The organism is Marinitoga sp. 1197, from assembly GCF_001021165.1.
Lineage (GTDB): Bacteria > Thermotogota > Thermotogae > Petrotogales > Petrotogaceae > Marinitoga.
This window is the reverse complement of record NZ_AZAY01000025.1, coordinates 1-22,486: the sequence shown is the minus strand read 5'-3', so window position 1 is coordinate 22,486 and position 22,486 is coordinate 1. Positions and strand designations below refer to the sequence as shown.

The window sequence follows — 22,486 nt, the reverse complement described above, 5'->3', positions numbered from 1 at the left end:
ATCAGGATTATTTCGGAGGTGTAATTATGGATATAAATAAATTGAACAGCGTATATCAGCAATATGTAAAAAACGAAACGATAAAGAGAGAAAATAAAATAGGGAAAACCTCCAATGAAAGTAGAATAATAAAACAGGATAATTCTCCTGTGAAGGTATCAGTTGACGGCTCTTCAAAAAAATATATAGAAATGGCCAGGAATGATATCCCTGAAATAAGGGAAAACCTCGTGGATGAGTTGCGCCAGGCCATTGAGAAGGGATTATATAAAATAGACGCTGATAAAATAGCTGAAAAAATGCTTGGAGGGTACTAATATGCCAGATATTAATATAAAACAAATAATCCACGAGGAGTTGAATATCCTCGTGGATCTTTTTTATTTTATGGAAAAATTAAAAAATGGGATTTTAAATAATGAAGATGTTAAATCATTGAATTACCATTTATCTAAAATAAGCGAAAAGGCTCTGGAATTATCAAAATTAGAAAAACAAAGAATTAGAATATTTGAAGAAACATCAAAAATGTACAATTTAAAAAACACTTTAAATGCATTTATTGATTTTTTTTCTAAAACAGACAGAGAAGTATCAGATGAACTAAAGAAAATGGCTGAAATTCTTCTTGATATTTCCAGCACAAATGAAACGTTAAAAGAATTATTAAAGACCAAACTGGAATACAACGATATATTAATAAAATTATATAAAGAACCTAATAATATACCCGTTTATAATAAAAATGGAGGATATAGAAATTTAATACCAAATAGCGGGGCTAATTGGCAGGGTTGAGGTGGTTTTATGTCATTATTTAATACTTTACACACAGGAATGTCGGGAATTTTCTCAAATAAAAGAGCTATGAATGTTGTATCACAAAATATTGCCAACGTGAACAATCCTGACTACTCAAGAAGACAGGTTAATATTTCTACAAATACCACCATTAATTATGGTGGATTTGAACTTGGAACAGGCTCTAAAATAGAATCAATAGAAAGAATACGGGATAAATTTCTTGATATTCAATATAGAAAATACAATAGTGATTATGGATATTGGAAAACAATGAATTCAAATTTAAATTATATACAATCTCTTTATAATGAACCTTCAGAAGATGGATTTAGAAAATCATTTGATGAATTCTGGGGATCAATTCATAAAATATTATCCGAACCAACAGTTCCGGAAAATAAAAGAGAACTTATATATAAAGCTCAGGAATTATCAAATAAAATGAATAGTTTATACTCAGATATAGAAAATATTCAACAAAATTTAAATAATGATATTAATACTATAACAAAAGAAATAAATTCAAAACTCAAAGAATTATCCAATTTAAATAGTCAAATAAAAGAATTAAAAGCACAAAATATAGAAGCTAATGATTTACTTGATAAAAGAGATAAATTGCTTGATGATTTATCAGAAAAGCTAAACTTTACCTTTAAAGAGAAAAAGGATGGACAAATAAATATTTTTCTAAAAAATCATGAAATATTGAATGGAAGTATATATAAAGAATTAAAAATTAAAGAAGTTAACAATAAAAATTATATTTTTGTGGATAATGGGAAAATAGATGTAAAAAGCGGAACATTAGGAGCTACATTCGAATTAAGAGATAACGTTATAAACAGTCAATTAAATAGATTAAATGAATTAGCAACAACTTTTTATGATACATTAAATCTAATACATGAAGAAGGTTATGATTTAACTGGAACAATAAAAGGTATGAATTTTTTTGAAGAAATACAATCAGGAAATCTTAGTACAGATAAATTAAGAAGAATAGCAGGAAATATTCTGTTAAGCGGAGAGCCTAAAAATTATGTTGATAGCTATATTAAATTTAATCAAAATACAATAAACAACATAAAGGTTAATTTCGATATTGGCTCTGGTGAGTTAATAAATATAGAAAATGGGTTTGAAGATAATACTGATTATACAGCTACAATAAATAGTGGAGAAACCCTTGATAGTTTAAATACCGGAAATAAATTCAGAGCCGATTTTAATTACAAATATAGCACTCAAAATGGTGGATTATTAACTTTTTCAAATGAAGGAGGAGCCTCTCTCGATAATAGGTTAATAATAGATTTTAATAGAAATGTTTTCAAACAACTGGGACTTCCGACGAAAGATATTGAAGCTTTAAAATGGACAGATATCCCAACATCAAATACTCAGGGAATAATGACATTTAAAGGACCGGGAAATTATTCTGAAACTCTTGATTTAACAGGCGTAACTTCATTAAACGATATAGCTCAAAGGATAAACACAGATTCTGATGGTGATGGTAATACTGATGGTGGATTAAAACTGGTAAGAGCTTTTGTTAGAAATAACGAATTATATATAGTACCAACAGATAAAGCTTATACAGATATGAAAAATGTGATTATAGACGATCCAAATGGAATGCTACATGAAATGAATTCCAATTCAGTTGATTTATCTGTACTGGATGCATCTCAAAATTCTCTTAAAAATTCATTTGGCTTATATGCATATAAAACAAAAAGTTTTGATTTATCCTCTTATCAACCAACAGATAATGTAAATATAACAATAAATTATAAAGATTCTACTCCACAATTCTCAACTACTATACAAAAAAGCTCTTTAAACAACAGCACTATAGGAACAAATAATGAATTTCAGATTATACAAAATGGAGAAGAATTCGAAATATTACCTGGTGCTGATGGTAATACATTTAGCTGGAACAACATTGATAATATAGAAATAAAAATAGGTTCAAATTCAATAAAGTTAGAAAATTTCTATTATGACGAAAATTCTGCAGCAAATAAATTAGTATCTCAGGGATGGGCAACAGATACTCAAAGTGCTAAATTAACTCTAAAATCTGATAAAAATTTAAAATGGAGAATGGATTTTCTTGATTTTGGTTCTTTTATTTCTATTCAGGGTAAAAAGATTCAAATAGATTTTCATAGAGACTCTTTACAGAGTTTAACCGAAAAAATAAACAATACAAATACAGGTGTTCTGGCATTTTATACACCGGGTGGAAGATTTGTTTTAAAAGCGGATAAAACACTTAATTATGATTTAAAAAATGCCGAAATTAAGGGCCCTGAAAGATTATTTGAATTGCTCGGATTATGGAAACATGAAAATTCACAGGATTATTCAGAAAATTTCACCTTATTAAACCCAGATTTCAGTACTAATACGCTTGAAGATAAATTAAAATACACGTCTAAATTCATTTTGGGCAATGGTATGGATATGGCTAAAAAACTAAAGGTTAAAGATTATTTATTGAATAATCCTGATATGCTGGCTATGGATTTAGGTAAAAGAATAGATTCAGATAATGATGGTGATATTGATACCGTTATTCCATCAGGTGAGCATTCATCAACTCTCTGGGAAGATGGATATTTATTAAAAAGCGCAAAGATTTTTTCAGATGGAAGACATGATTTTGATGATTATATTTCAGATATGATAACAGATGTTGGATTATCAGGAGAAAAAGCTAAAAGAATGGAAATAAATAGCGATAGTTTAAGAACAGAATTTTTAAATCAACGTGAGAGCGTAAAAGGTGTTTCTCTGGATGAAGAAATGACAAATATGATAAAATATCAACAAGCTTTTAATGCTGCAGCTAAAGTAATTAATGTTGTTGACGGAATGCTGGACAGAATAATTAACGGATTGATGAGGTGATTTTATGAGAATTACTCAAAGCATGATAGCAAATAATGCTTTAAAAAATATAAGGAATTCTTATATAAGAAGAGAAGAATTAAGTGAGCAAATAAGTACAGGTAAAACTGTAAATAGACCTTCCGATGATCCGGCAAAAGCTGGAAAATCAAGTTATTTAATGAGTCGAAATAGATTACTAAATGAATACATAGATGATATAAAAAATACACGCTCAGTACTTGTTTATTACGATACAGCATTACAAGAAATGCAAAATGTCAACCATCGTATAAAAGAATTAACCGTTCAGGCTGCCAATGACACTCAAACTGTTGAAGATAGAAATCATATTGCCCTTGAATTAAAACAATTAAAAGAACATCTTTATAAACTCGCCAATACACAAATTGGAGGAAAATATATCTTTGGTGGTGCAAAAACTAATGTTCCTCCTGTTAGAAAAGAAAATGAAAGTGTAGTCATTAATACTCCTCAGGAGGCGAATATAAGAGCCAAACTTCCTATTGAACATATAGACATAGAATATGGCGTAACAGTTTATGATGTTTTTAAAACAGATTCGGGTGAAACTGTATTCGGTATATTGGATAGACTTATAAATTCTGTAGAAAAAGGAAATAACGGTGATATAGAACGTGATCTTGGATCACTTGATAATATACTGAATAAAGTAAATGCCAATCTTGCCAGAGTAGGAAGTGTTGATAATATGCTGGAATCTATGAAAAATAGATTTGAAAAGGTTGTAGACAACAATACAGATATTATAAATGAATTAATAGGAACAGATTTACCAAAAGCATTAAGTGATTTATCTCTGGAACAAACAACTTTGCAGGCAGCATTAAAAACAACTGCACAAATATTACCGCAGTCCCTTGTGGACTTTATTAGATAGGGAGGAGATCAAAAGTGGCATTAAAAACATATAATACTCGAATTGGTGAAATCGAGGTAGAAGATAATGAAATTATTTATTTTGAAGATGGTATTCCCGGATTTGAAAATTTGAGAAAATTTGTTATATTTACCTTTCCAGAAACATATCCTATAATGTGGTTATTATCTTTAGAAGATGAACTTGTATCTTTTCCTATTATTGAACCTAAATTAATAAAAATAGACTATCAGGTTCAACTTCCTATTGAAATAGCTAAAAAATTAGATATAGAAAATATAAATGATGCCGCAGTTTTTGCAATAATGACAATACCTCATGAAAATCCGGAAAACGCTACTGTAAATCTAAAAGCACCTTTAATTATTTCTAAAAAAACAAATAAAGGGATACAATATATTTTAGACAATGAGGAATTATCTTTGAAACATATTATACGAGATGAAATTATAATAAGTCAGCAAATTCTTGAAAGGCAGATAAAAGAAGTTTCTAAAATTTCTAAAAAAACAAAAAAATTCAATACCAAATTTGGTGAATTGGAAATTTCTGATGACGAAATAATCACCTTTGAAAATGGAATTCCAGGGTTTGAAAATTTAAAGGCGTTCTATGTTTATTTTTCAAAGGATACATTTCCTATACAATGGTTAATTTCATTGGAAAATCCTGATATAACCTTCCCTATAATAGATCCAATATTGGTTAGAGCGGATTATTCATTTGAATTATCAAAAGACTTAGTCGAATATTTAAATATAAATAATCCAGAAGATGTTAAAATCTTTTCAATAATGACAATTCCTCATGGAGACCCTGATAATATTACCGTAAATCTAAAAGCACCTATAGTAATATCTAAAGTAAACAACAAAGGTATTCAAATTATTTTGGATAACGAACTATATCATCTAAAACATAATGTAAAAGAAGAAATAGAAAGAAGCAATGAAATTATCAAAAAACAAGCACCTGATAATGAAAGGGGTGCATGATTATGTTAGTCTTATCAAGAAAAAATAATGAAGGTATTACTATAATGATAGAAGATAAAATTTTAAAGTTAAAGGTTTTATCCATCGAAGGATCGGTTATAAAATTGGGATTTGAAGGTCCAAAAGATTTCAAAATATATAGGGAAGAAGTATACAAAAGTATTATAGAAGAAAATATTTCAGCTACAAAGGTTAAAGATATTTCCCAGGTAAAGAAATTATTTGAAAAAAAATAGCCCTCAGGGCTATTTTTAATTAGATATTATAATTATTTTTAGTTATAAATATCTTTATTTATATTTACATTATTCTTTTTTTCAAAATTTTCAACTGCAAGTGGTTTTTGAAGATACAAAACTTTAAGATCTTCTGGTAAGACTGATAATTCTCTGTTTTTTTCAATATAATTTACAAAAGATTCAGGAGATATATTCGCAATTTCTACCCGGTTATCCAGATTTAATTTTTCTTTGAAATATAAACTCTCTTCACCTAATAAAATTGTATCTTTTTTCAATAGAACCGTTAAATCATCCACATGAACAAGTTCTGGTCCAAAAGTACTTTTATTATTTTCAAATATATTTACATACGCAGCATCGACACGAGCTCTTTTTAAAATTGCTATCTGTTGAGATGAATTGTTATTCGTATTATAACTACTATACAGCAAATCTGTTGAAATAAGAGGAACAACCTTTTTCTTTTTCCTGAAGAGTAATCCCTGTATTGATGCTATTGAGATTCTTATACCTGTAAATGATCCTGGCCCTATTGTACAACCAAATAAATCTATATCATCTGTGCATATATAATTTTCTTTTAAAACTGAATTTATCATTGAAATAATATAACTGCCAGAATTTTTTTCGAAATTTTCTTTATAATATATAGAATCATCTTTTTTCAATACAATCAAAACACCTTTATTGGAAGCATCTATACCTAATATATTCAAAATATCACCACCTGAAAGGAGAATAATGTATGCCAAATTTTAAAACACATATAATAACAGGAATTTTATTTTATCCAGTTTATTTTTTATTATATTCAGCAATTATGAATTTTTTTAACATTGATTTTTATCAAAACGATACATTAATTTTAACAGCATTTTTTTTCTTTGTATTAGGTTCAGATTTGCCCGATGTCGACCATAATATGTCGTTGATAAACAGAGTATTCAGAATATTGTTAATTGGAGCAGGAATTTATTCTATATTCAAGATAGAAAAATATTATAATTTTCTTTCCTTTCTTTCAATAAATATTTATTTAATAAAAACAATATATATTATAATAGGAATTATACTTGGATGGATTTTCGGTATTTTATTCAATCATATTACTAAACATAGAGGAAAATGGCATAGCCCATTTACTGGAATTTTGACCGGAATAATATTATATTTTCTTAAAACTTCAAATTATTATTCTGTTGATTATAAAACTTTATTCATTGCTTTATCTTTAACTACCGGATTTTTTATCCATCTGATTTTGGATTACTATTTTAAATCATGATTTTTTCTTTTGTTATGTGCTGTTTTATAAGCAATCATTGCTTTATCTATTTCATTTAACTCTTCTAAGATTCGGGCCATTAATATATAAGCTTTATAATCATCTGGATTTTTAATCAATAGTTTTTCAACCACTTTTAATGCAACTTTATACATTTTCAAATTCATATAAAATTCAACACTTTTATATGAAACAACATTATAGGGAATATATAATACAAGCAATATTATTAAAATAATAACTATAGCTGGATAAATAATAAAACCTTTACTTTCTCTCTTTTCAGCAGATGTCGCCTTACTCGAAGTGGAAATATCTGATGTCTTTTGATCTTTTGTATTTTGTAAAGTTGAATTTAATATTATTTTTTTCAAACTTGCGAGTTCTTTACTTATATCAGACGGTGATTTTTCAATTAAATCATCTAATTTATCAGGAATATTTTTAAATATTATCTTATTTGAACTTTCAATTCTTATACGTATGGTTTTGATAACTCCTTCTAATAATGTATATAATGTATTTTTTTCTATATTCAAATTTACCGTTTGATCGACTATATCTAAAACATTTAATGTAAAATCTAACAATTCTTCTGGTGAAATTATATATATATTAGAAGACAGTTCCCCTATTTTTGTTTTTAAATCAAAATATTTTTTTAATAATGAATATGTTTGCAATTCATTTGCGCTTATTACCCCCTGTTCTTTCAAAAAACTCAATAGTTTAAATGCTCCCATATAATTGTTTTCGTCTAAAAAATATGTTGAATTATTCAATATATTGTTAATATCCCGAATTTTAGACTTTGGAACAAATTTAACTATAAAGTTTTCCATATCTTTATCTAAAAAAACTGGGGATTTTATTGATTTATCAACCAGAATTTGTAAAAAACCCTCATAAGAAAAAGGGGTTATATATTTCTCAAGACCTTCTAATTTATATAAATTCTTATAAGAATTTAACTCCATAATCCCTGTTTCTAAAGTTCTTTTAACAATTAAAGGTATTTGTGGAAAAATTTTTAGAATTAATCCCGTTTCATCTTCATTTAATATGTTATTGTATAAACCTAAAGAACCACAAAATTTATTAAAATTTTCTTGAATTAGTGCTTCAAAAAATGGAGCATTTTTATAATTTTTATAAAAATACTTTTTTGCAGATAAAACCTCTCCAAGCACACCAATAGCAGGGTCATCAGGGTTTTCTGCAATATATTTAATGAACTCACCCCATGCTTGATTTAAAGTATCTGGCATTTTTGAAAGATTTTTAATATCTTCAATAGAAATAGAAAAAAGTATAATCGATAACACTAGAAAAAAAGAAACAAAAGTTTTTTTCATTTTAACCCCTTTCAAGTTCTGGTTTTATATAAATTTGCCAGAAAACCTTTATTATCATAGCTGTCGGTACAGCAATTAAGGCCCCTGTTAGGCTTATAATTGAACCCAATATTAATAATGAAAAAATAGTAATAACTGGATTAATTCGACCATAATCTTTCATTATTGAAATAAATATAATAAATGCTATACCATGTATAACAGACATTATAAGCAAAAATAATAACATAGTTGTTAATCCACTTGAAACTCCGACTATAATCATAGGAATAAATTCTAAAACAACGCCTATAACAGGAATAAAATTTGTAACAGCTGCCCAAAAACTCAGTAATAACTGATATTTAATCCCTAAAAAAGACATTGCTAAAAAGGCTGAAACACCAACAAAGGCTGAAGCTAATAGCGTAGCAACAACATAATGTTCAATCTGATTAAACGTTTCATTGTAAAACTCATTTGCTGTTTTTCTCAAAGATTTCGGATAAAGATACTGTAATTTTTCTTTAAATGACTCAAAATAAAAACTAAAATATATAGTTCCGATAGTTAAGAAAAACAAAAAAGTGAAAGCTCTTTGACCATATGTTGGAATCAATTCAATAAAATTAGATAATAACTCTATTAACTTAGGTTGTAGTGAATTCATAAAATTTTCTATATTATCAACAATATTTTCTGGTTGATTTTGCAACAATACTTTCCATTGCGCTTTTTGAAAAAAGTCATTTAAAAAAACGACAAAATTGCTAATTTCTTTAATTACTGTTGGTATTAACAACACAAGTAATAAATATAAAAAGAATAAAGAACTAATAAGCGCTATAATATTTGCAATTTTCATTGGAATTTTCAAACGATTCAATCCCTTGGCTATAAGATTTATAGCCAGAACAAAACCTATAGTAAAGATTATAATTGCAAAAACATCTCTTGAAATGAACGCTATACTTATAAATATTATAAAATAAACCGCAGAAAATAAAGCACCTTTTAAATTAGGGCTTAATTTCATTTTAATCAACTCCATTAAGTTCAAAATATTTTCTTAATTCTTCAATTTCGTTCGTAACCCCAAGAGCTACTGTCAATTTTATTCTTGCTTTTTGTCCTGAAACTTCATTTCCGAGTATTGCGCCTTTATTTTTCAAATCAGCTCCTCCACCATGATACCCATATACGCCTAAAACTCTTCCTTTAAAACATCTTGAAACAACAATAACAGGTATCTTTTTTTCCTTAACCAGCCATTCTATTTTATCAGCAACTTTTGGAGGAACATTTCCTCTTCCAAAACCTTCAATAACTACTCCTTTAAACTCAAGATCAGGTAAAACTTTCAAAATTGCTCCATCATCACCTGTATACGTTTTAATTAAAGCAACTTTATCCTCCACATCATTGGCATCAATATGCATTCTTAAAAGTGATTCTCTATAAAATATTACAGCATCTTCGTCAACAATACCCAGAGGCCCATACCCTGGAGAGTCAAAGGTTGCCACATTACTTGTATAAGTTTTTGTTACTTCTCTGGCAGAATGAATTTCGTCATTTAAACACACAAGAACTCCTTTATTCATAGCTTTTTTAGATGATGCGACTCGCACAGAAGAAATTAAATTCGCTGGTCCATCTGTACTTGGTTCATTCCAATTTCTCATAGCAGCTGTTAATACAACAGGTTTCCTTTCATTCAAAACTAAATCTAAAAAATATGCGGTTTCTTCAAGAGTATCAGTTCCATGAGTTATAACAACACCATTAATATCTTTGCGAGAAATAACTTTTTTTATAAATTTTGAAAGTTCAAACATAATTTTTGGTGTCATATGCGGACTTGGTATATTGGTAAATTCAATTAATTCAGTTTCAGCAATCTTTTTTAATTCAGGGATTTCGTTTAAATGTTTATTTCTTTCTTCAGAAGGTATTACCCCCAATAAAGGGTCATGAACCATAGCAATAGTTCCACCGGTGGTTATTATCGCAACTTTCATGTTTAACCCCTTTCTTTTATTTTAATTTTTGCCACATAAAATGGTATTAATGTATCATCAGGATAAAAATAATATCCAAAACCATCATAATAATTTTTTATATTATATTTATTCAAATCAATTTCTTCAAAGCTTATATTCGAAAACTTTTCGAATATATATTTCATAATTTTCGTATTCTCTTCTATCGAAATTGTACATGTAGAATATACAATTTCTCCATTGTTTTTAATCAAGTTACTAATAGCATTTTCCAATAATTTTATCTGAACATCTGAATATTTAATAAAATCTTTATTTGTAATTCTATGAAAGACTTCGGGATGAATTGAAGCCGTCCCTAAAGAAGAACACGGTGCATCAATAAGTATTTTATCATATTTTTCTTCATTATATTCAATGCCGGATATTAATTTTGTTTTAATTATATTAATTCCCAATCTTTGAATATTTGCTTCAATAAGTTCCAGCCTATCAATATCGATATCTAAAGCTACAATCTTTCCTTTATTATCCATCAACTGTGCCAGTTCTGTTGTCTTTCCTCCAGGAGCCGCACACATGTCCAGGACAGCTTCACCTGGATGAGGGTTTAAAATTAATGGAATAATTTGAGAACTTTCATGCTGAATATAAAAATAACCCTTTAAATATTCTTTTGTACTTTCAATTGGAAATTTTGGATTTTCAATAATAACTCCAAAAGGAGAATGAATTGTTGGTTTAATGGAGTATTCTGATAAATTTTTTATAAGATCATCTCGAGAAATTTTTAATGTATTTGTCCTTAAGGTAAGTGGATTAATTGAATAACTTTTTTTCAAGAATGCGTTGACATAATCTTCCGGAAAGTGTTCGTTCATATAGTCATATATCCATTTTGGAATTGAAAATTCTATCCATGGAGGCAAAATATAATCATCTTTTTTCCTCATAAGATTTTTAAGCGTAGCATTAACCAATCCTCTAACCTTTCTATTTTTCGCAACTTTAACCGTTTCATTTACAGCAACATAAGGCTTAAAACCATTTAGAATTTGATATGCCCCTAATCTCAATATCCATTTAGAAGCAGGTGGAATATTTTTATAATTTTTAATCAGTTTTTTTAAATAAAAGTCTATTTTCACAAGATTCCTTATAGTTCCCCATACAAGATTTTTTAATAACGCCATATCCTGATTTGAATAAATTTTAGTAAAATAATCAAAAGATTTTTGTGGAATATAATGCTTTTTATCAAATTCACGCAATAATAAATACGCGTCTTTTCTGACCATAAAATCACCTCTTTTTGTTATTATATCAGAGGTATATTACAGAATAAACAATTTCAAATTCAAATGTTTTTTCAAGTAATTATAATTTTATCGGAATAAATAGGAAATAATAATAACGAATCACAATCTTCGGCCAGGCGGTGAAAATTCTTAATCCTCATTAAATATTTGCTTACCGCTGTCGCTCAAACATTGCATCCATGCAATGGTTTCGCTCAAAAAAACGTCCTGTTTTTTTGACAGCTCACGCAAATATTTAACTCGGGAATTTTCAAGCCTTTTCTCAGATTATAATTCGTTATTATTATTAATCATATATAATTTATAATACATAAAATTTACAAACAATTATAAATAATTTTTATGACTATCATATTTTTTTAGAACTAATAACAAAATATTTCAAAAAATAATATGAGAGAAAGCTTGAAATTTCCTGAAAAAATTTTGAATGTTGCCGGTCAAAATCACATGGATGTGATTTTGAGCAAAGCCGAGCATGGATGCGAGTCTGAGCGACCGGCGAGAATGAAAAATTTTGAAGATTAGAAATTTCACCGCTTGAACGATATATTATTTTGAGAAATATTTTGTACCTAATAATTGACTCCAAAGTTTTTTATTATAATTTTATCAGATAAGTAAATGATCGTCTGAACGAGATCAATACTTGCAAATTTTATATTTATAACTTCGATAAAATTTTATTATATAATTCCTCAATCTTTTAAAATTTCCTTTAATTCATCAAGTGTATAAACTTTTGGAGGTTCTATACCATTAAAATATGAAGAATATTCAACTGTATATGCACCTGAATTTATAAAATAAACAATATCATTATAATCAATATCTGATGGCAATAATGTATCCTCATAAATTGTGTCCACACTATCACATGTTGGCCCTGCTATTGTAAAAACATCTTTATTACCATGATTTTTACCTTCAACCTGAATTTCATACTGAAAATTTTCTATAGTTTCCATCAATCCATGAAACACACCAACATCTAAATATATCCATTTTTTACTTCCTTTTCTGCTTTTTAATATAACTCTTGAAACTAAAATTCCTGCATCTCCCACCATAGACCTTCCTGGTTCAGAAACTATCATTAAATTCTTGTGTTTCCATAAATATTCCCTTATGGAGTCTTCAACAACCTCTCCAATTTCTTCAACTGTTGGAATTGGTTTTGTATGTTTAACAGGTATTCCTCCACCTAAATTTAGCATTTTTAATTCAATTCCATTTTTCAAAAGTTTATTAAAAACAACACTCGACTCTAAAATAGCTTCTTGCCATTTATATTTATTATAAGATTGAGAACCAACATGAAAACTTACTCCAAAGGGCTTTAATCCATGTCTATTTGCCCAATTTAAAATAGAAATAACATGATCTATATCCGTTCCAAACTTTCCGGACAATGGCCAATCACTATCAGAAGAACTTGTTGCAATCCTTGCGTATACTTTTGAGCCCGGAGCATTTCTTGCAACCTTTTCTACCTCCATTTCACTATCAACAGAAAAATATTCAATTCCAACTTCCCATGCATAAGCTATATCTTTTTCTTTTTTTATTGGATTTCCAAAACTCATTTTTTTTGGCGATATTCCAAGAGATAATAATTTATTAATTTCTCCAACTGATGCAACATCAAAAGAAGACCCTAAATCCCTTAAAACTTTTAATATTTCAATATGAGAATTTGCTTTAACTGCATAAAATATTTCCACATTTTTCATTGAATCTTTTAATCTTAAATAATTTTTTTTAACCTGTTCTATATCCAATACTAAAAATGGAGTCTCTAATTTTTTAGCAGCTTTTCTAATTAAATCAGTAACTTTCATGTCTCTCCCTCCCTACAATTTTATAATATTGAAAAAATGATAAATCATTAATGTTACTATTACTAACATTATTGTTTAACAAAAAAAGCATTTTATATTAAAATAGAAAAACTAAATAAAATTAGGGATGGTCTCCATCCCTAAAGTGTATCGATATCAATTTCAAATTTTTTTACAAGTTTTTTTGTAAGGTCATATTCAGATTGTGAAAGTTCACCAATAAATACATCTTCATTAAATTCCTTTCCAAAACCGTATTTTAATGCTTCAGCTAACTCTTCAAAAGAAATTTCTTTATTTAAAATACTTTTTATATCAATGACTTTTTTTTCCAGGTGATTATATAATTTTTCTTTCTTTTCCTGAGATAATTTAAATGAATTTACATAATTTCTCAATGGAAAACTTAATGGTATAGAACCATGTTGTAAAATATAATTTTCATTTCTATATTGTGCACTACCGATAAACTTTTTTTTATCAACTGTAATTTCATATATAGATGGTGCATCATAACATGCTGGAGTATTAAGATGCTTGTTTTTATTTTTTTCAACATCACAATGTATTTTCAAAATTTCTAAACTTTTCCTCAAAGCTTCAGCAATTACTTTATAGCTTCCAACTACATTATCCGGAAGCAACGGATGTTTGGTAGCCGCTGAAAAAAGATATGTTATTTCTTTATTATGTAAAACTGCTCTTCCGCCTGTTGGCCTTCTGACAATATCTATATTGTTATTTCTCAAATAATCTATATCTATATCCTCTATTTTTTGAAACCTTCCAAGCGATAAAGTTGGTAATGTCCAACCATATAATCTTATCGTTGTTGGTTGTATTCCCTTTCCTACATGTTTAGCAATAGAAAGGTCACATGCCATATTCCATGAACCCATATGATATGTATCGATAATAAGCCTTATCATCAAATACCTCCCAAAGGTTTTTTTAGCGCCATACCAATTTTTCTTGGAAAAGTAGACGGAGTTTCCCCCGTTTTTTTCAATATAATAAATACTCTATCTTTTTCAAAAAGTCTGTAATAATGTTCCTCTACAATATCAAAATATATTTTTTCAGCAGCTTTTATTAAATATTTTCTTTCTTCAGATATATATGTTGGACCTTTATACAAAAATAAAAGTCCATCTGTTTTTAATAACGGTGCAGCATATTCTAATAAAACATCACTTCTTGAAACTGCTTTAGCTGTAATATAATCAAAAGAAGATAAATTATTCTTTGAAAAAATTTCTACTCTTTCACTTATAGCATTAGCGTTTTCTAAATCCAATTCGTTTATAAAAAATTTTACGCCTTTTATTTTCTTTTCTATACTATCCAAAAGTGTAAAATTAATTTTTGGATACACTATTGATAATGGAATACCTGGAATTCCACCTCCTGTTCCAATATCTAAAAATTTATAATTATCTTTTAATTTAGCAAATTTAACAAAAGGGTATATACTATCTAAAATTAGGGATTTAAAAGCTATCTCGAAATCTTTTATTGCAGTAAGATTAACAGGGTAATTTATTATTAAATCAATAAACTTTTTCATCTTATTATATGAATTTTCGTTCAAAGAAATTTCATATTCTTTAAAAAGTCTCAATAAAAATTTCATTGACAAGTACCTCCTAATGTGGTATAATACTTCTCGGAGACGTAGCCTAATTGGCTAAGGCGTCGGTCTTGAAAACCGATGGGGTTGACGCCCCGTGTGGGTTCGAGTCCCACCGTCTCCGCCAATATTAAACCGCCCAATTTTGTTGGGCGGTTTTTGGTTATTTTACAGATCCAAATCTATTATACGGCCATATTCTTAAAAAAGGTCTTCCTATTATATTTTCTTCTGGAACTATTCCAAAATATCTGCTATCAAAACTTTCAGTTGTATTATCTCCCATGAAAAAATAAAATCCATCAGGAAGATTAATTTTTACTCTGCCTTTTTCTTCAACAAAAACTTTATTTAAATCCAACTTAGATAAAACAGATTCATAATATTTTGTATAATCCAGTGTTTTGTTGTAATATCTAAAAGCACCAAGGTCAAACATAGGTTTTCTTATTTCGCTATAAGCTCTATATATATCGCTACTATATTTTTCTGGATATGCCATAAATTTATAATAGTCTTTTGAAGCAAAAATCCCATCAATATAATAATATCTATTTTCAAATCCTTCTGGTATCTTACCATTTACATATAATTGAGCTACAGAATTTTTTACACTTGATGGAACATTTTCCACACCATTATAATAATCTATGATTTTCTTTAACCAATATGGTGGTGTAAAATCTTTATCTGATTTTAATTTTTCCCATATTTTACTATCTGGCACTAATTCTAATGTATCTCCAGGAACACCAACTAATCTTTTTACATACTTCACATGACCATCAAATTTCTTTGGAGCAAATAAATCCATAAATTTATCAAATGCACCAAGTTGCTTTTGAGCACTTTTGTCAACAAAAGGTGTCCAAAAGACTATAATATCGCCTAATTTTGGCTTGCTATAATCATATGTTATTTTTTCGATAAACAAACGATCCAACACCTGTATGGTTGGTACCATAGAAGGTGTTGGAACCATCATTGTTTCAAAAACAAATAATCTTATTATTGTTCCAAAAATCACCGCATAAACAAGAGCATTAACCCATTCATACGTTTCTTTTTTTATTTTAGATTTAAGACTCAAGCTCAGTCCCTTCTCTCCTTAATCTTAATCTTACCTCTAATATTTCTTAAGTAGTAAAGTTTTGCTCTTCTTACTTTACCTTTTCTTACAACCTGTATTTTTTCAATCGATGGTGAGTGCAATGGGAATATTCTTTCTACTCCTATACCATTTGCACCAATTCTTCTAACTGTAAATGTTTTTCCTAATCCGCCACCTCTTATTTTTATAACAATACCTTCATAGGCCTGTACTCTTTCTCTACCACCTTCAACAACCTTTACATATACTTTTACTGTATCACCAGGTCTGAATTCTGGAATATCTTCTCGTATATATTCTTTTTCAATGGCTCTAATATATTGATCCATGTTAAACCCTCCTTGAGAATATTTTATATTAATTAATTTTCTCCAAAAAGCCTATCCAACGCAATCGCAACCGCAGCTCTAACTGATAAATGGTTAAATTGCGCATTTCCTCTAATAGGTTCTAATTCATAATCACAAATTTCCCTTATTTCTTCTGGCATTCCCCAACCTGTTCCAAATAAAATTAAATGTGGTTCATCATTTTCAACAATAATTTTATTAATTTCCGAAAAACTCAGAGTTCTTTCTCTGATTTTCGCAGAAGTAAATATTAACTTCGGTTTTTTCCCTTCATTTTTCTCAATATCTTCAATAACATCTTCCAGATACGGTTTTAATTTTGCAATAGACAACGCATCATATCTATTTGGATTATACTCTTTCCCAAAACCTTCTGTCCAATATTTTAAAACATTTTTTACTATTTGCTGCTGGGCTGGAAGATTAGAAACTATATAATAATTCTTGATATTATATGTTCTTGATGAACGAGCAATATCATGAATATCCAAATTTGTTATTGCAGTTGAAATAATTTGCCCTTCTCTTCCTAATATTGGGTAGTGTATCAATGCTATATAAACATTATTTCTCATCTAAAATCAGCTCCCTGATTATATTAACAATCACCTTTTTATCAAATTCATCTAACTCATGTTTAATAAATAAATCCGGACGTTTTAAAATTGTTCGCATTATACTTTCTCTCCTACGATACTCATCTATCTTTTTATGATTTCCACTTAATAAAACATCCGGAACCTTCATTCCTTTAAATTCTCTTGGCTTGGTATAATGTGGATGATCCAATAATTGATTATAAAATGAGTCATTTTTTACACTATTAATATCTCCCACTACTCCAGGAACAAATCTTGATATTGCATCTATCATTAACATAGCAGGCAATTCTCCACCTGTAACAACAAAATCACCTATAGAAAACTCTTCATCAACAAGCTTCATAACTCGTTCATCAATACCTTCATATCTTCCGCAAAAAAATACTAAATTTTCTTTTTTTGCAAGCCTTTCTGCATCTGATGAATTGAATTTTTTCCCCTGTGGTGATGTTAATATCACATATGGCTTTTTCCCTTTCTCTTTCAAATACTCATCATAAAATCCATAAAAAGGTTCTACCTTCATAACCATCCCTGGGCCACCGCCATATGCATATAAATCTGTAACTCGGTGTTTATCTTTTGTATAGTCTCTCAAATTATGTGCATTAAACAATATAATTTTTTCTTTAATTGCTCTGGATAATACCCCAAATTTTGTTATGACTTCAAACATTTCAGGAAATATTGTAACGACATCAATCTCTATCTTCGATATCATCATTATACCATTCCAATCTTTTTACAATAATATCATCAGCATTTTTATCGAATTTAACCACATTCTCTTTTATTAATGGATAAAGAATTTCTTCTTTTTCAAATTTATTTATTTCATTTTCAATGACTATCACATCATTTGCACCGGTTTCTAAAATATCAATTATTTTTCCAATATATGCACCATCATCATAAAAAACTTTTTTATTTAACAATTGAAAATAATAAAATTCTGTTTCTTCAAGATCTGGCAAATCTTTCTCAGAAATATAGATTATAAAATCTTTATATCTTTGAGCAGAAGATATATTTTCAACACCGTAAATTTTCACAATATAGACCTTATTTGCTTTTCTTATTGATTCCAATTTTGCATATAAGAAACGTTTTGTTTTTGAGTTATAAAGCAAAACATCACTTAAATTTTCAAAAATTCTTTGCTCACTAGTATAAGGAAAAAGTTTAAGTTCTCCATTCAAACCGTGTGTATTGGAAATTTTTCCAATAGCTATCTTATCCTTCAAGAGGTCGTCTAACCTCTTCATTTTATCACCTTATTACCTTTAAAAGAAATTTAGTACTTTCATCTTTCTTAGCTGCTGTTAATAGAGTATTTATAGACTTTATAGTTCTCCCATCTTTTCCAATAATTTGTCCCACATCATGTGGATCTACATGGATTTCAAAAACTATTTCATTATCATTTTTATATTCCACTATATTTACTAACTCTGGATTTTTAACAATTCCTTTAATTATATTTTCTAATAATTTCTTCATTTACATGCCTCCTGGCATTACGCTTTCTTTTCAAATTTTATTTCATGAACTCTTTTCATAACTCCAGCTTTTGATAAAATATCTCTTGCTGTATCAGTAGGTTGAGCGCCTTTTAAAATCCATTCAACTGCTTTTTCAACATTTACTTGAAAAGTGTCATTTTCTCTTAGCGGATCATAAAAGCCCAATGATTCTATATACTTCCCACTTCTTTTTTCTCTTGAATCAACAACCACAATCCTATAAAAGGGTCTATGCCTTCTTCCCATTCTGTTTAATCTTATTTTTACCATACTAATAATACACCTCCTAAGAATTTTAGTTTATATTTAATATTCTTATTAAAATCCAAATGGCATTTTTCCGAATAAAGACTTTTTATTTTTCATTTTCTTTACCTGTTTCATCATTTTTTTCATTTGCTCGTATGATTTTATCAATTTATTTATATCCTGCAATGTCGTTCCACTACCTTTTGAAATCCTTTGTTTTCTTGAATAATTTAATATTCTCGGCTTTCGCCTTTCCTCTCTTGTCATCGAATTAATTATAGCTTCTATTTTTTTCAATTCTGCTTCACTTTTGTTTACATCTATTCCATCTTTTGGAACACCAGGTATCATTTCTAGTATTTTAGACAGTGGTCCTAATTTTCTAATTTGCTGTATTTGCTCTAAAAAGTCGTTAAAATCAAATTTACCTTCTAAAAACTTATTAGCAGATTCTTCTGCCTTTTCTTTATCTATTTCACTCTCAACTTTTTCAATAAGGGATAACACATCTCCCATACCCAAAATTCTACTTGCGTATCTTTCAGGATAAAATAACTCAAGATCATCAACTTTTTCACCAATACCTACAAATTTAATGGGTTTTTGAGTAATTTGTCTAATTGAAATTATTACACCACCACGTGCATCACCATCAAGTTTTGTAACTATGAACCCATCTAATTCCAGCCTATTATTAAATTCTTTCGCAGAATTTACTGCATCCTGGCCTATCATTGCATCAACAACCATAAGAATTTCTTCTGGTTGTGCTATTCTTTTTATTTCCTCAAGTTCTTTCATCATTTGATCATCTATATGTAATCTACCAGCAGTATCTAAAATAACTATATCATGCACCAATTTTTCTGCATAATCCATTGCTTCCTTTACTATATTTACAGCATTTTTTCTATCACCTGTAAAAACTGGAACTCCTATTTGTTCCCCTAATTGAACAAGTTGATCAATTGCCGCTGGTCTATATGTATCTGCCGCAACTAACAAAGGAGCTTTTCCTTGTTTTTTAAAATACTTTGCCAATTTTGCTGCATGAGTAGTTTTACCGCTTCCCTGAAGACCTACCAACATTATATATCCGGGTCTTTTAGAAATATTTAATTTCGTTTTTTCATTTCCACCCATTAATTCTATTAATTCGTCTCTAACTATTCTAATAAATTCCTGATCAGGTGTTAAACTTTCTAAAACTTCTTTTCCAAGCGCCTTTTCTCTAACCTTTTCTATAAATTCCTTAACAACTTTATAATTAACATCAGCTTCTAATAAAGACATTTTTACTGCTCTAACAGCATCTTTGATATTTTTTTCTGATAATTTACCCTGCCCTTTTAACGACTTAAACGCTTTCGAAAGCTTTTTTTGAAGATTGTCAAACATGTGTACACCTCCGGTGAGGATTAAAAATTTTCATTTTAAAAACAAAACAATTGCAGATTATAGCTTTTCTATTCGCTACAATCTGTACTTGAGCTTGGTCTATTCTATATTTAATGAATTAACATAAGGATATACAAGTTTAGTATACTATAAAAAACCTATTTTTTCATGAATTATATTGAACAAAATGTGAGAAGGTGGAAAATTTAAAGTTACAATTTGATTACTGTAATAGAAAGAAAAATTTAATTCATTCTCAAAGAAGAATTTACAATTATTTTTTCGAAATGGCATTAAGCTCATCTAAATAAATTTGACTTTTTGAATATTCCAAATTATTTTCATAAAATTGGTGTTTTTAAAAAATATTATAATATTTATAAATAAAATTTTACTTGATAGTTTATTTTATTAATGATAAAATAATCATGCAAAAAATAAATGGGGAGGTAGATTATGAAGAAACTAAGTTTTATAATTTTTCTGGTAGTGGTATTTTTGTTTGTTGGATGTATGAGAGTTGACAAAAGTATAAATAAAAGTGAGAAAGTTGATGAAAATGATATAATTTTAAAAGATGTAGTCTCTGAGTATTATCCTGAAACAGGTAAAGTTTTAATAACTTGGAAGGGTGATGAAAATACAATATATCAAATATATTCTAAAAAAGAAAGTGATAAAGATTATATTTTTAAAGGTGAAGTGAAAGGATTAAAATTTGAAGATACAAATCCATTTGCTGGAAATGTTCAGTATAAAGTAATGCCTAAAGAAACAACAAAAAGTATTCCTGTTAAAAGTGAAAATTCTGAAAATGTATCAATGATAAGTTTAAATGATTTTATTAGTATAAATAATGGAATTGTGAAAAACTTTGATCATAGAATAAAAGATAATAAAATTTATATAAATGATGAAAAAGAACTTGAAAATTTAAATATAGACCCTTTTAGCCTACTTGCATTAGGATTATCTGAAAATATATATAATAATGAATATATATATTTGTCAAATAATAATTTTAGTATAATGTCTTCTGAAATCAATATACTAAAAATAGATAAATTTGGAAAAATTAATGTAATCGGGAAACTTGGGAATTTACCATATTTAATAATATTCATTAGAAATGTTGATGAAAAACTTATTGTTGGTGGAATACAATTTGAAAATATGACTCCTTATGCATCATTATATATTTACGACTTAAAAAACCCTGAACAACCGATAAAAATTAAAAATTATAATTTAATGTTGGGGGCACAGAGTGCTAATTTCGGAAAAAGTGGTGAAAATTATTATGTAATTTACTTTGGTGGAAATAATGATGATGGCGGAATATATGTTCAGTTTTTAGATTCGAACTTTGATATTATAGAAAATAAAAAAGTGAAGATATCAAATTCTCCGTATATTATGAATTTTGCAAAATATAATAATAAATATATTATAAATGATGGTTCAAAAACATATTATTTTGAAATAACAGATTCTTTTTCTGAAAACGATATAATTTCTGTTGATTTTACAGCATCTAATAATAATTTTACAAGATTTTATTCTTTTGATGGGAAAAATTTATATACAGTGGATGACAAAAAAATAAAGATCTATTCTTTTGAAAACAATAAGTTATCGCAATATAAAACTATCAATATAAATTATGATGAAACAAGTAGTGAAACTCCAAGTTTTTTAATAGTAAATAAAATAGATAATTATTTGAATATAAGTATATTATATCTTAATAGTTCCAATTCCAATCCTGAATTATCAAAATATTATTATTATATTTATGATATCGAAAACGAAAAGATTATTTATTCAGATTTTGACGATTCTGAAAATGCTATGGAAAATTATAGAAATATTAATCCTATAATATTTAAATATCATTAAAATTTAAAACTCCCTTTTAAAGGGAGTTCAGATTGAAGACAAACCTCTTTGCTAAATCAAGCAGAGAGGTATTTT

24 protein-coding genes and 1 tRNA gene are annotated in these 22,486 nt (G+C 28.0%); 9 read left to right on the top strand and 16 right to left on the bottom strand.

Going from position 1 to position 22,486, the window contains the following annotated elements; translation table 11 throughout:
* Nucleotides 1-26: 26 nt before the first annotated feature.
* The 6 genes from flgM to X275_RS07605 are packed head-to-tail and all read left to right on the top strand — an operon-like array spanning nt 27 to nt 5,861.
* Nucleotides 27-317, top strand: a complete 291-nt coding sequence (gene flgM / locus X275_RS07635) for a flagellar biosynthesis anti-sigma factor FlgM (protein WP_052913232.1) — start codon at nt 27-29, stop codon at nt 315-317.
* A gap of 1 nt (nt 318) precedes the next feature.
* Nucleotides 319-798 (top strand): flagellar export chaperone FlgN, encoded by a 480-nt coding sequence (gene flgN, locus X275_RS07630; RefSeq protein WP_047268265.1) that lies wholly within the window; start codon nt 319-321, stop codon nt 796-798.
* Nucleotides 799-807: 9 nt separating this feature from the next.
* Entirely contained in the window at nt 808-3,729 is a 2,922-nt protein-coding gene (flgK, locus tag X275_RS07625; protein ID WP_047268264.1) for a flagellar hook-associated protein FlgK, read from the top strand.
* A gap of 4 nt (nt 3,730-3,733) precedes the next feature.
* The gene (gene flgL / locus X275_RS07620) at nt 3,734-4,630 is read left to right on the top strand and encodes a flagellar hook-associated protein FlgL (RefSeq protein ID WP_047268263.1); all 897 of its coding nucleotides are present in this window, start codon (nt 3,734-3,736) and stop codon (nt 4,628-4,630) included.
* 14 nt (nt 4,631-4,644) lie between these two features.
* A complete protein-coding gene (gene fliW / locus X275_RS11700) occupies nt 4,645-5,625 on the top strand; it encodes a flagellar assembly protein FliW (RefSeq protein ID WP_197072620.1) in 981 nt (326 codons plus the stop codon).
* Between the two features lie 2 nt (nt 5,626-5,627).
* Nucleotides 5,628-5,861, top strand: coding sequence for a carbon storage regulator (locus X275_RS07605; protein WP_047266132.1), 234 nt, complete (start codon nt 5,628-5,630; stop codon nt 5,859-5,861).
* A 38-nt stretch (nt 5,862-5,899) separates the two neighbouring features.
* Here X275_RS07605 and tsaB read toward each other — a convergent pair whose 3' ends face one another.
* Nucleotides 5,900-6,583 (bottom strand): tRNA (adenosine(37)-N6)-threonylcarbamoyltransferase complex dimerization subunit type 1 TsaB, encoded by a 684-nt coding sequence (tsaB, locus tag X275_RS07600; protein WP_047268262.1) that lies wholly within the window; start codon nt 6,581-6,583, stop codon nt 5,900-5,902.
* A gap of 29 nt (nt 6,584-6,612) precedes the next feature.
* Here tsaB and X275_RS07595 point away from each other — a divergent pair, with 29 nt between their 5' ends.
* Nucleotides 6,613-7,152 carry a metal-dependent hydrolase gene (locus X275_RS07595; protein WP_047266130.1) on the top strand — a complete coding sequence of 180 codons (540 nt, stop codon included), beginning with the start codon at nt 6,613-6,615 and terminating at the stop codon, nt 7,150-7,152.
* Here X275_RS07595 and X275_RS07590 read toward each other — a convergent pair.
* The 7 genes from X275_RS07590 to rsmG all read right to left on the bottom strand — a co-directional run bounded on the left by X275_RS07590 (nt 7,137) and on the right by rsmG (nt 15,282).
* On the bottom strand, nt 7,137-8,507 hold the full coding sequence (locus X275_RS07590; protein ID WP_047268261.1) for a tetratricopeptide repeat protein: 1,371 nt from the start codon (nt 8,505-8,507) through the stop codon (nt 7,137-7,139). The genes X275_RS07595 and X275_RS07590 overlap by 16 nt on opposite strands.
* Before the next feature lies 1 nt (nt 8,508).
* Nucleotides 8,509-9,522, bottom strand: a complete 1,014-nt coding sequence (locus tag X275_RS07585; RefSeq protein ID WP_047268260.1) for an AI-2E family transporter — start codon at nt 9,520-9,522, stop codon at nt 8,509-8,511.
* Nucleotide 9,523: 1 nt separating this feature from the next.
* Entirely contained in the window at nt 9,524-10,507 is a 984-nt protein-coding gene (locus X275_RS07580) for an asparaginase (RefSeq protein ID WP_047266127.1), read from the bottom strand.
* 2 nt (nt 10,508-10,509) lie between these two features.
* A complete protein-coding gene (locus tag X275_RS07575) occupies nt 10,510-11,787 on the bottom strand; it encodes a transcription antitermination factor NusB (RefSeq protein ID WP_047268259.1) in 1,278 nt (425 codons plus the stop codon).
* A gap of 719 nt (nt 11,788-12,506) precedes the next feature.
* Nucleotides 12,507-13,649 carry a type III PLP-dependent enzyme gene (locus tag X275_RS07570; protein WP_047268258.1) on the bottom strand — a complete coding sequence of 381 codons (1,143 nt, stop codon included), beginning with the start codon at nt 13,647-13,649 and terminating at the stop codon, nt 12,507-12,509.
* A gap of 140 nt (nt 13,650-13,789) precedes the next feature.
* The gene (locus X275_RS07565) at nt 13,790-14,578 is read right to left on the bottom strand and encodes a lipoate--protein ligase family protein (protein ID WP_047268257.1); all 789 of its coding nucleotides are present in this window, start codon (nt 14,576-14,578) and stop codon (nt 13,790-13,792) included.
* Nucleotides 14,578-15,282: a 16S rRNA (guanine(527)-N(7))-methyltransferase RsmG gene (gene rsmG, locus X275_RS07560; RefSeq protein WP_047268256.1), complete on the bottom strand. Its 705-nt coding sequence runs from the start codon at nt 15,280-15,282 to the stop codon at nt 14,578-14,580. Before rsmG ends, X275_RS07565 begins: the two co-directional genes overlap by 1 nt.
* Before the next feature lie 35 nt (nt 15,283-15,317).
* Here rsmG and X275_RS07555 point away from each other — a divergent pair.
* A tRNA-Ser gene (locus X275_RS07555) sits at nt 15,318-15,406 on the top strand.
* Nucleotides 15,407-15,442: 36 nt separating this feature from the next.
* On the opposite strand, the gene lepB is transcribed toward X275_RS07555, so the two are convergent.
* Genes lepB through ffh form a run of 8 tightly spaced genes read right to left on the bottom strand, consistent with a single transcriptional unit; the run spans nt 15,443 to nt 20,512 of the window.
* Entirely contained in the window at nt 15,443-16,375 is a 933-nt protein-coding gene (gene lepB / locus X275_RS07550) for a signal peptidase I (RefSeq protein ID WP_156168719.1), read from the bottom strand.
* A complete protein-coding gene (rplS, locus tag X275_RS07545) occupies nt 16,372-16,719 on the bottom strand; it encodes a 50S ribosomal protein L19 (RefSeq protein ID WP_047268254.1) in 348 nt (115 codons plus the stop codon). The genes lepB and rplS overlap by 4 nt, the downstream gene beginning before the upstream one ends.
* Before the next feature lie 32 nt (nt 16,720-16,751).
* Nucleotides 16,752-17,315, bottom strand: a complete 564-nt coding sequence (locus tag X275_RS07540; protein WP_047266120.1) for an RNA methyltransferase — start codon at nt 17,313-17,315, stop codon at nt 16,752-16,754.
* Nucleotides 17,305-18,051, bottom strand: coding sequence for a tRNA (guanosine(37)-N1)-methyltransferase TrmD (trmD, locus tag X275_RS07535; protein WP_047268337.1), 747 nt, complete (start codon nt 18,049-18,051; stop codon nt 17,305-17,307). Before trmD ends, X275_RS07540 begins: the two co-directional genes overlap by 11 nt.
* Nucleotides 18,041-18,607, bottom strand: coding sequence for a ribosome maturation factor RimM (rimM, locus tag X275_RS07530; RefSeq protein WP_047268253.1), 567 nt, complete (start codon nt 18,605-18,607; stop codon nt 18,041-18,043). The genes trmD and rimM overlap by 11 nt, the downstream gene beginning before the upstream one ends.
* Nucleotides 18,608-18,611: 4 nt before the next feature.
* The gene (locus X275_RS07525; RefSeq protein ID WP_047266118.1) at nt 18,612-18,842 is read right to left on the bottom strand and encodes a KH domain-containing protein; all 231 of its coding nucleotides are present in this window, start codon (nt 18,840-18,842) and stop codon (nt 18,612-18,614) included.
* A 17-nt stretch (nt 18,843-18,859) separates the two neighbouring features.
* Nucleotides 18,860-19,135, bottom strand: a complete 276-nt coding sequence (rpsP, locus tag X275_RS07520; RefSeq protein WP_047266117.1) for a 30S ribosomal protein S16 — start codon at nt 19,133-19,135, stop codon at nt 18,860-18,862.
* A 48-nt stretch (nt 19,136-19,183) separates the two neighbouring features.
* On the bottom strand, nt 19,184-20,512 hold the full coding sequence (gene ffh / locus X275_RS07515; protein WP_047268252.1) for a signal recognition particle protein: 1,329 nt from the start codon (nt 20,510-20,512) through the stop codon (nt 19,184-19,186).
* A gap of 456 nt (nt 20,513-20,968) precedes the next feature.
* Between ffh and X275_RS07510 the strand changes: the two genes are divergently transcribed.
* Nucleotides 20,969-22,411 carry a hypothetical protein gene (locus X275_RS07510; protein ID WP_047268251.1) on the top strand — a complete coding sequence of 481 codons (1,443 nt, stop codon included), beginning with the start codon at nt 20,969-20,971 and terminating at the stop codon, nt 22,409-22,411.
* Nucleotides 22,412-22,486: the final 75 nt, after the last annotated feature.

Excerpts from the sequence above, each read along its gene's own strand:
- flgM (WP_052913232.1), top strand. The coding sequence starts at position 27 with ATGGATATAAATAAATTGAACAGCGTATATCAGCAATATGTAAAAAAC.
- flgN (WP_047268265.1), top strand. The coding sequence starts at position 319 with ATGCCAGATATTAATATAAAACAAATAATCCACGAGGAGTTGAATATC.
- flgK (WP_047268264.1), top strand. The coding sequence starts at position 808 with ATGTCATTATTTAATACTTTACACACAGGAATGTCGGGAATTTTCTCA.
- flgL (WP_047268263.1), top strand. The coding sequence starts at position 3,734 with ATGAGAATTACTCAAAGCATGATAGCAAATAATGCTTTAAAAAATATA.
- X275_RS07605 (WP_047266132.1), top strand. The coding sequence starts at position 5,628 with ATGTTAGTCTTATCAAGAAAAAATAATGAAGGTATTACTATAATGATA.
- X275_RS07595 (WP_047266130.1), top strand. The coding sequence starts at position 6,613 with ATGCCAAATTTTAAAACACATATAATAACAGGAATTTTATTTTATCCA.
- X275_RS07590 (WP_047268261.1), bottom strand. The coding sequence starts at position 8,507 with ATGAAAAAAACTTTTGTTTCTTTTTTTCTAGTGTTATCGATTATACTT.
- X275_RS07585 (WP_047268260.1), bottom strand. The coding sequence starts at position 9,522 with ATGAAATTAAGCCCTAATTTAAAAGGTGCTTTATTTTCTGCGGTTTAT.
- X275_RS07580 (WP_047266127.1), bottom strand. The coding sequence starts at position 10,507 with ATGAAAGTTGCGATAATAACCACCGGTGGAACTATTGCTATGGTTCAT.
- X275_RS07575 (WP_047268259.1), bottom strand. The coding sequence starts at position 11,787 with ATGGTCAGAAAAGACGCGTATTTATTATTGCGTGAATTTGATAAAAAG.
- X275_RS07570 (WP_047268258.1), bottom strand. The coding sequence starts at position 13,649 with ATGAAAGTTACTGATTTAATTAGAAAAGCTGCTAAAAAATTAGAGACT.
- X275_RS07565 (WP_047268257.1), bottom strand. The coding sequence starts at position 14,578 with ATGATAAGGCTTATTATCGATACATATCATATGGGTTCATGGAATATG.
- rsmG (WP_047268256.1), bottom strand. The coding sequence starts at position 15,282 with ATGAAATTTTTATTGAGACTTTTTAAAGAATATGAAATTTCTTTGAAC.
- rplS (WP_047268254.1), bottom strand. The coding sequence starts at position 16,719 with ATGGATCAATATATTAGAGCCATTGAAAAAGAATATATACGAGAAGAT.
- X275_RS07540 (WP_047266120.1), bottom strand. The coding sequence starts at position 17,315 with ATGAGAAATAATGTTTATATAGCATTGATACACTACCCAATATTAGGA.
- rimM (WP_047268253.1), bottom strand. The coding sequence starts at position 18,607 with ATGAAGAGGTTAGACGACCTCTTGAAGGATAAGATAGCTATTGGAAAA.
- X275_RS07525 (WP_047266118.1), bottom strand. The coding sequence starts at position 18,842 with ATGAAGAAATTATTAGAAAATATAATTAAAGGAATTGTTAAAAATCCA.
- rpsP (WP_047266117.1), bottom strand. The coding sequence starts at position 19,135 with ATGGTAAAAATAAGATTAAACAGAATGGGAAGAAGGCATAGACCCTTT.
- ffh (WP_047268252.1), bottom strand. The coding sequence starts at position 20,512 with ATGTTTGACAATCTTCAAAAAAAGCTTTCGAAAGCGTTTAAGTCGTTA.
- X275_RS07510 (WP_047268251.1), top strand. The coding sequence starts at position 20,969 with ATGAAGAAACTAAGTTTTATAATTTTTCTGGTAGTGGTATTTTTGTTT.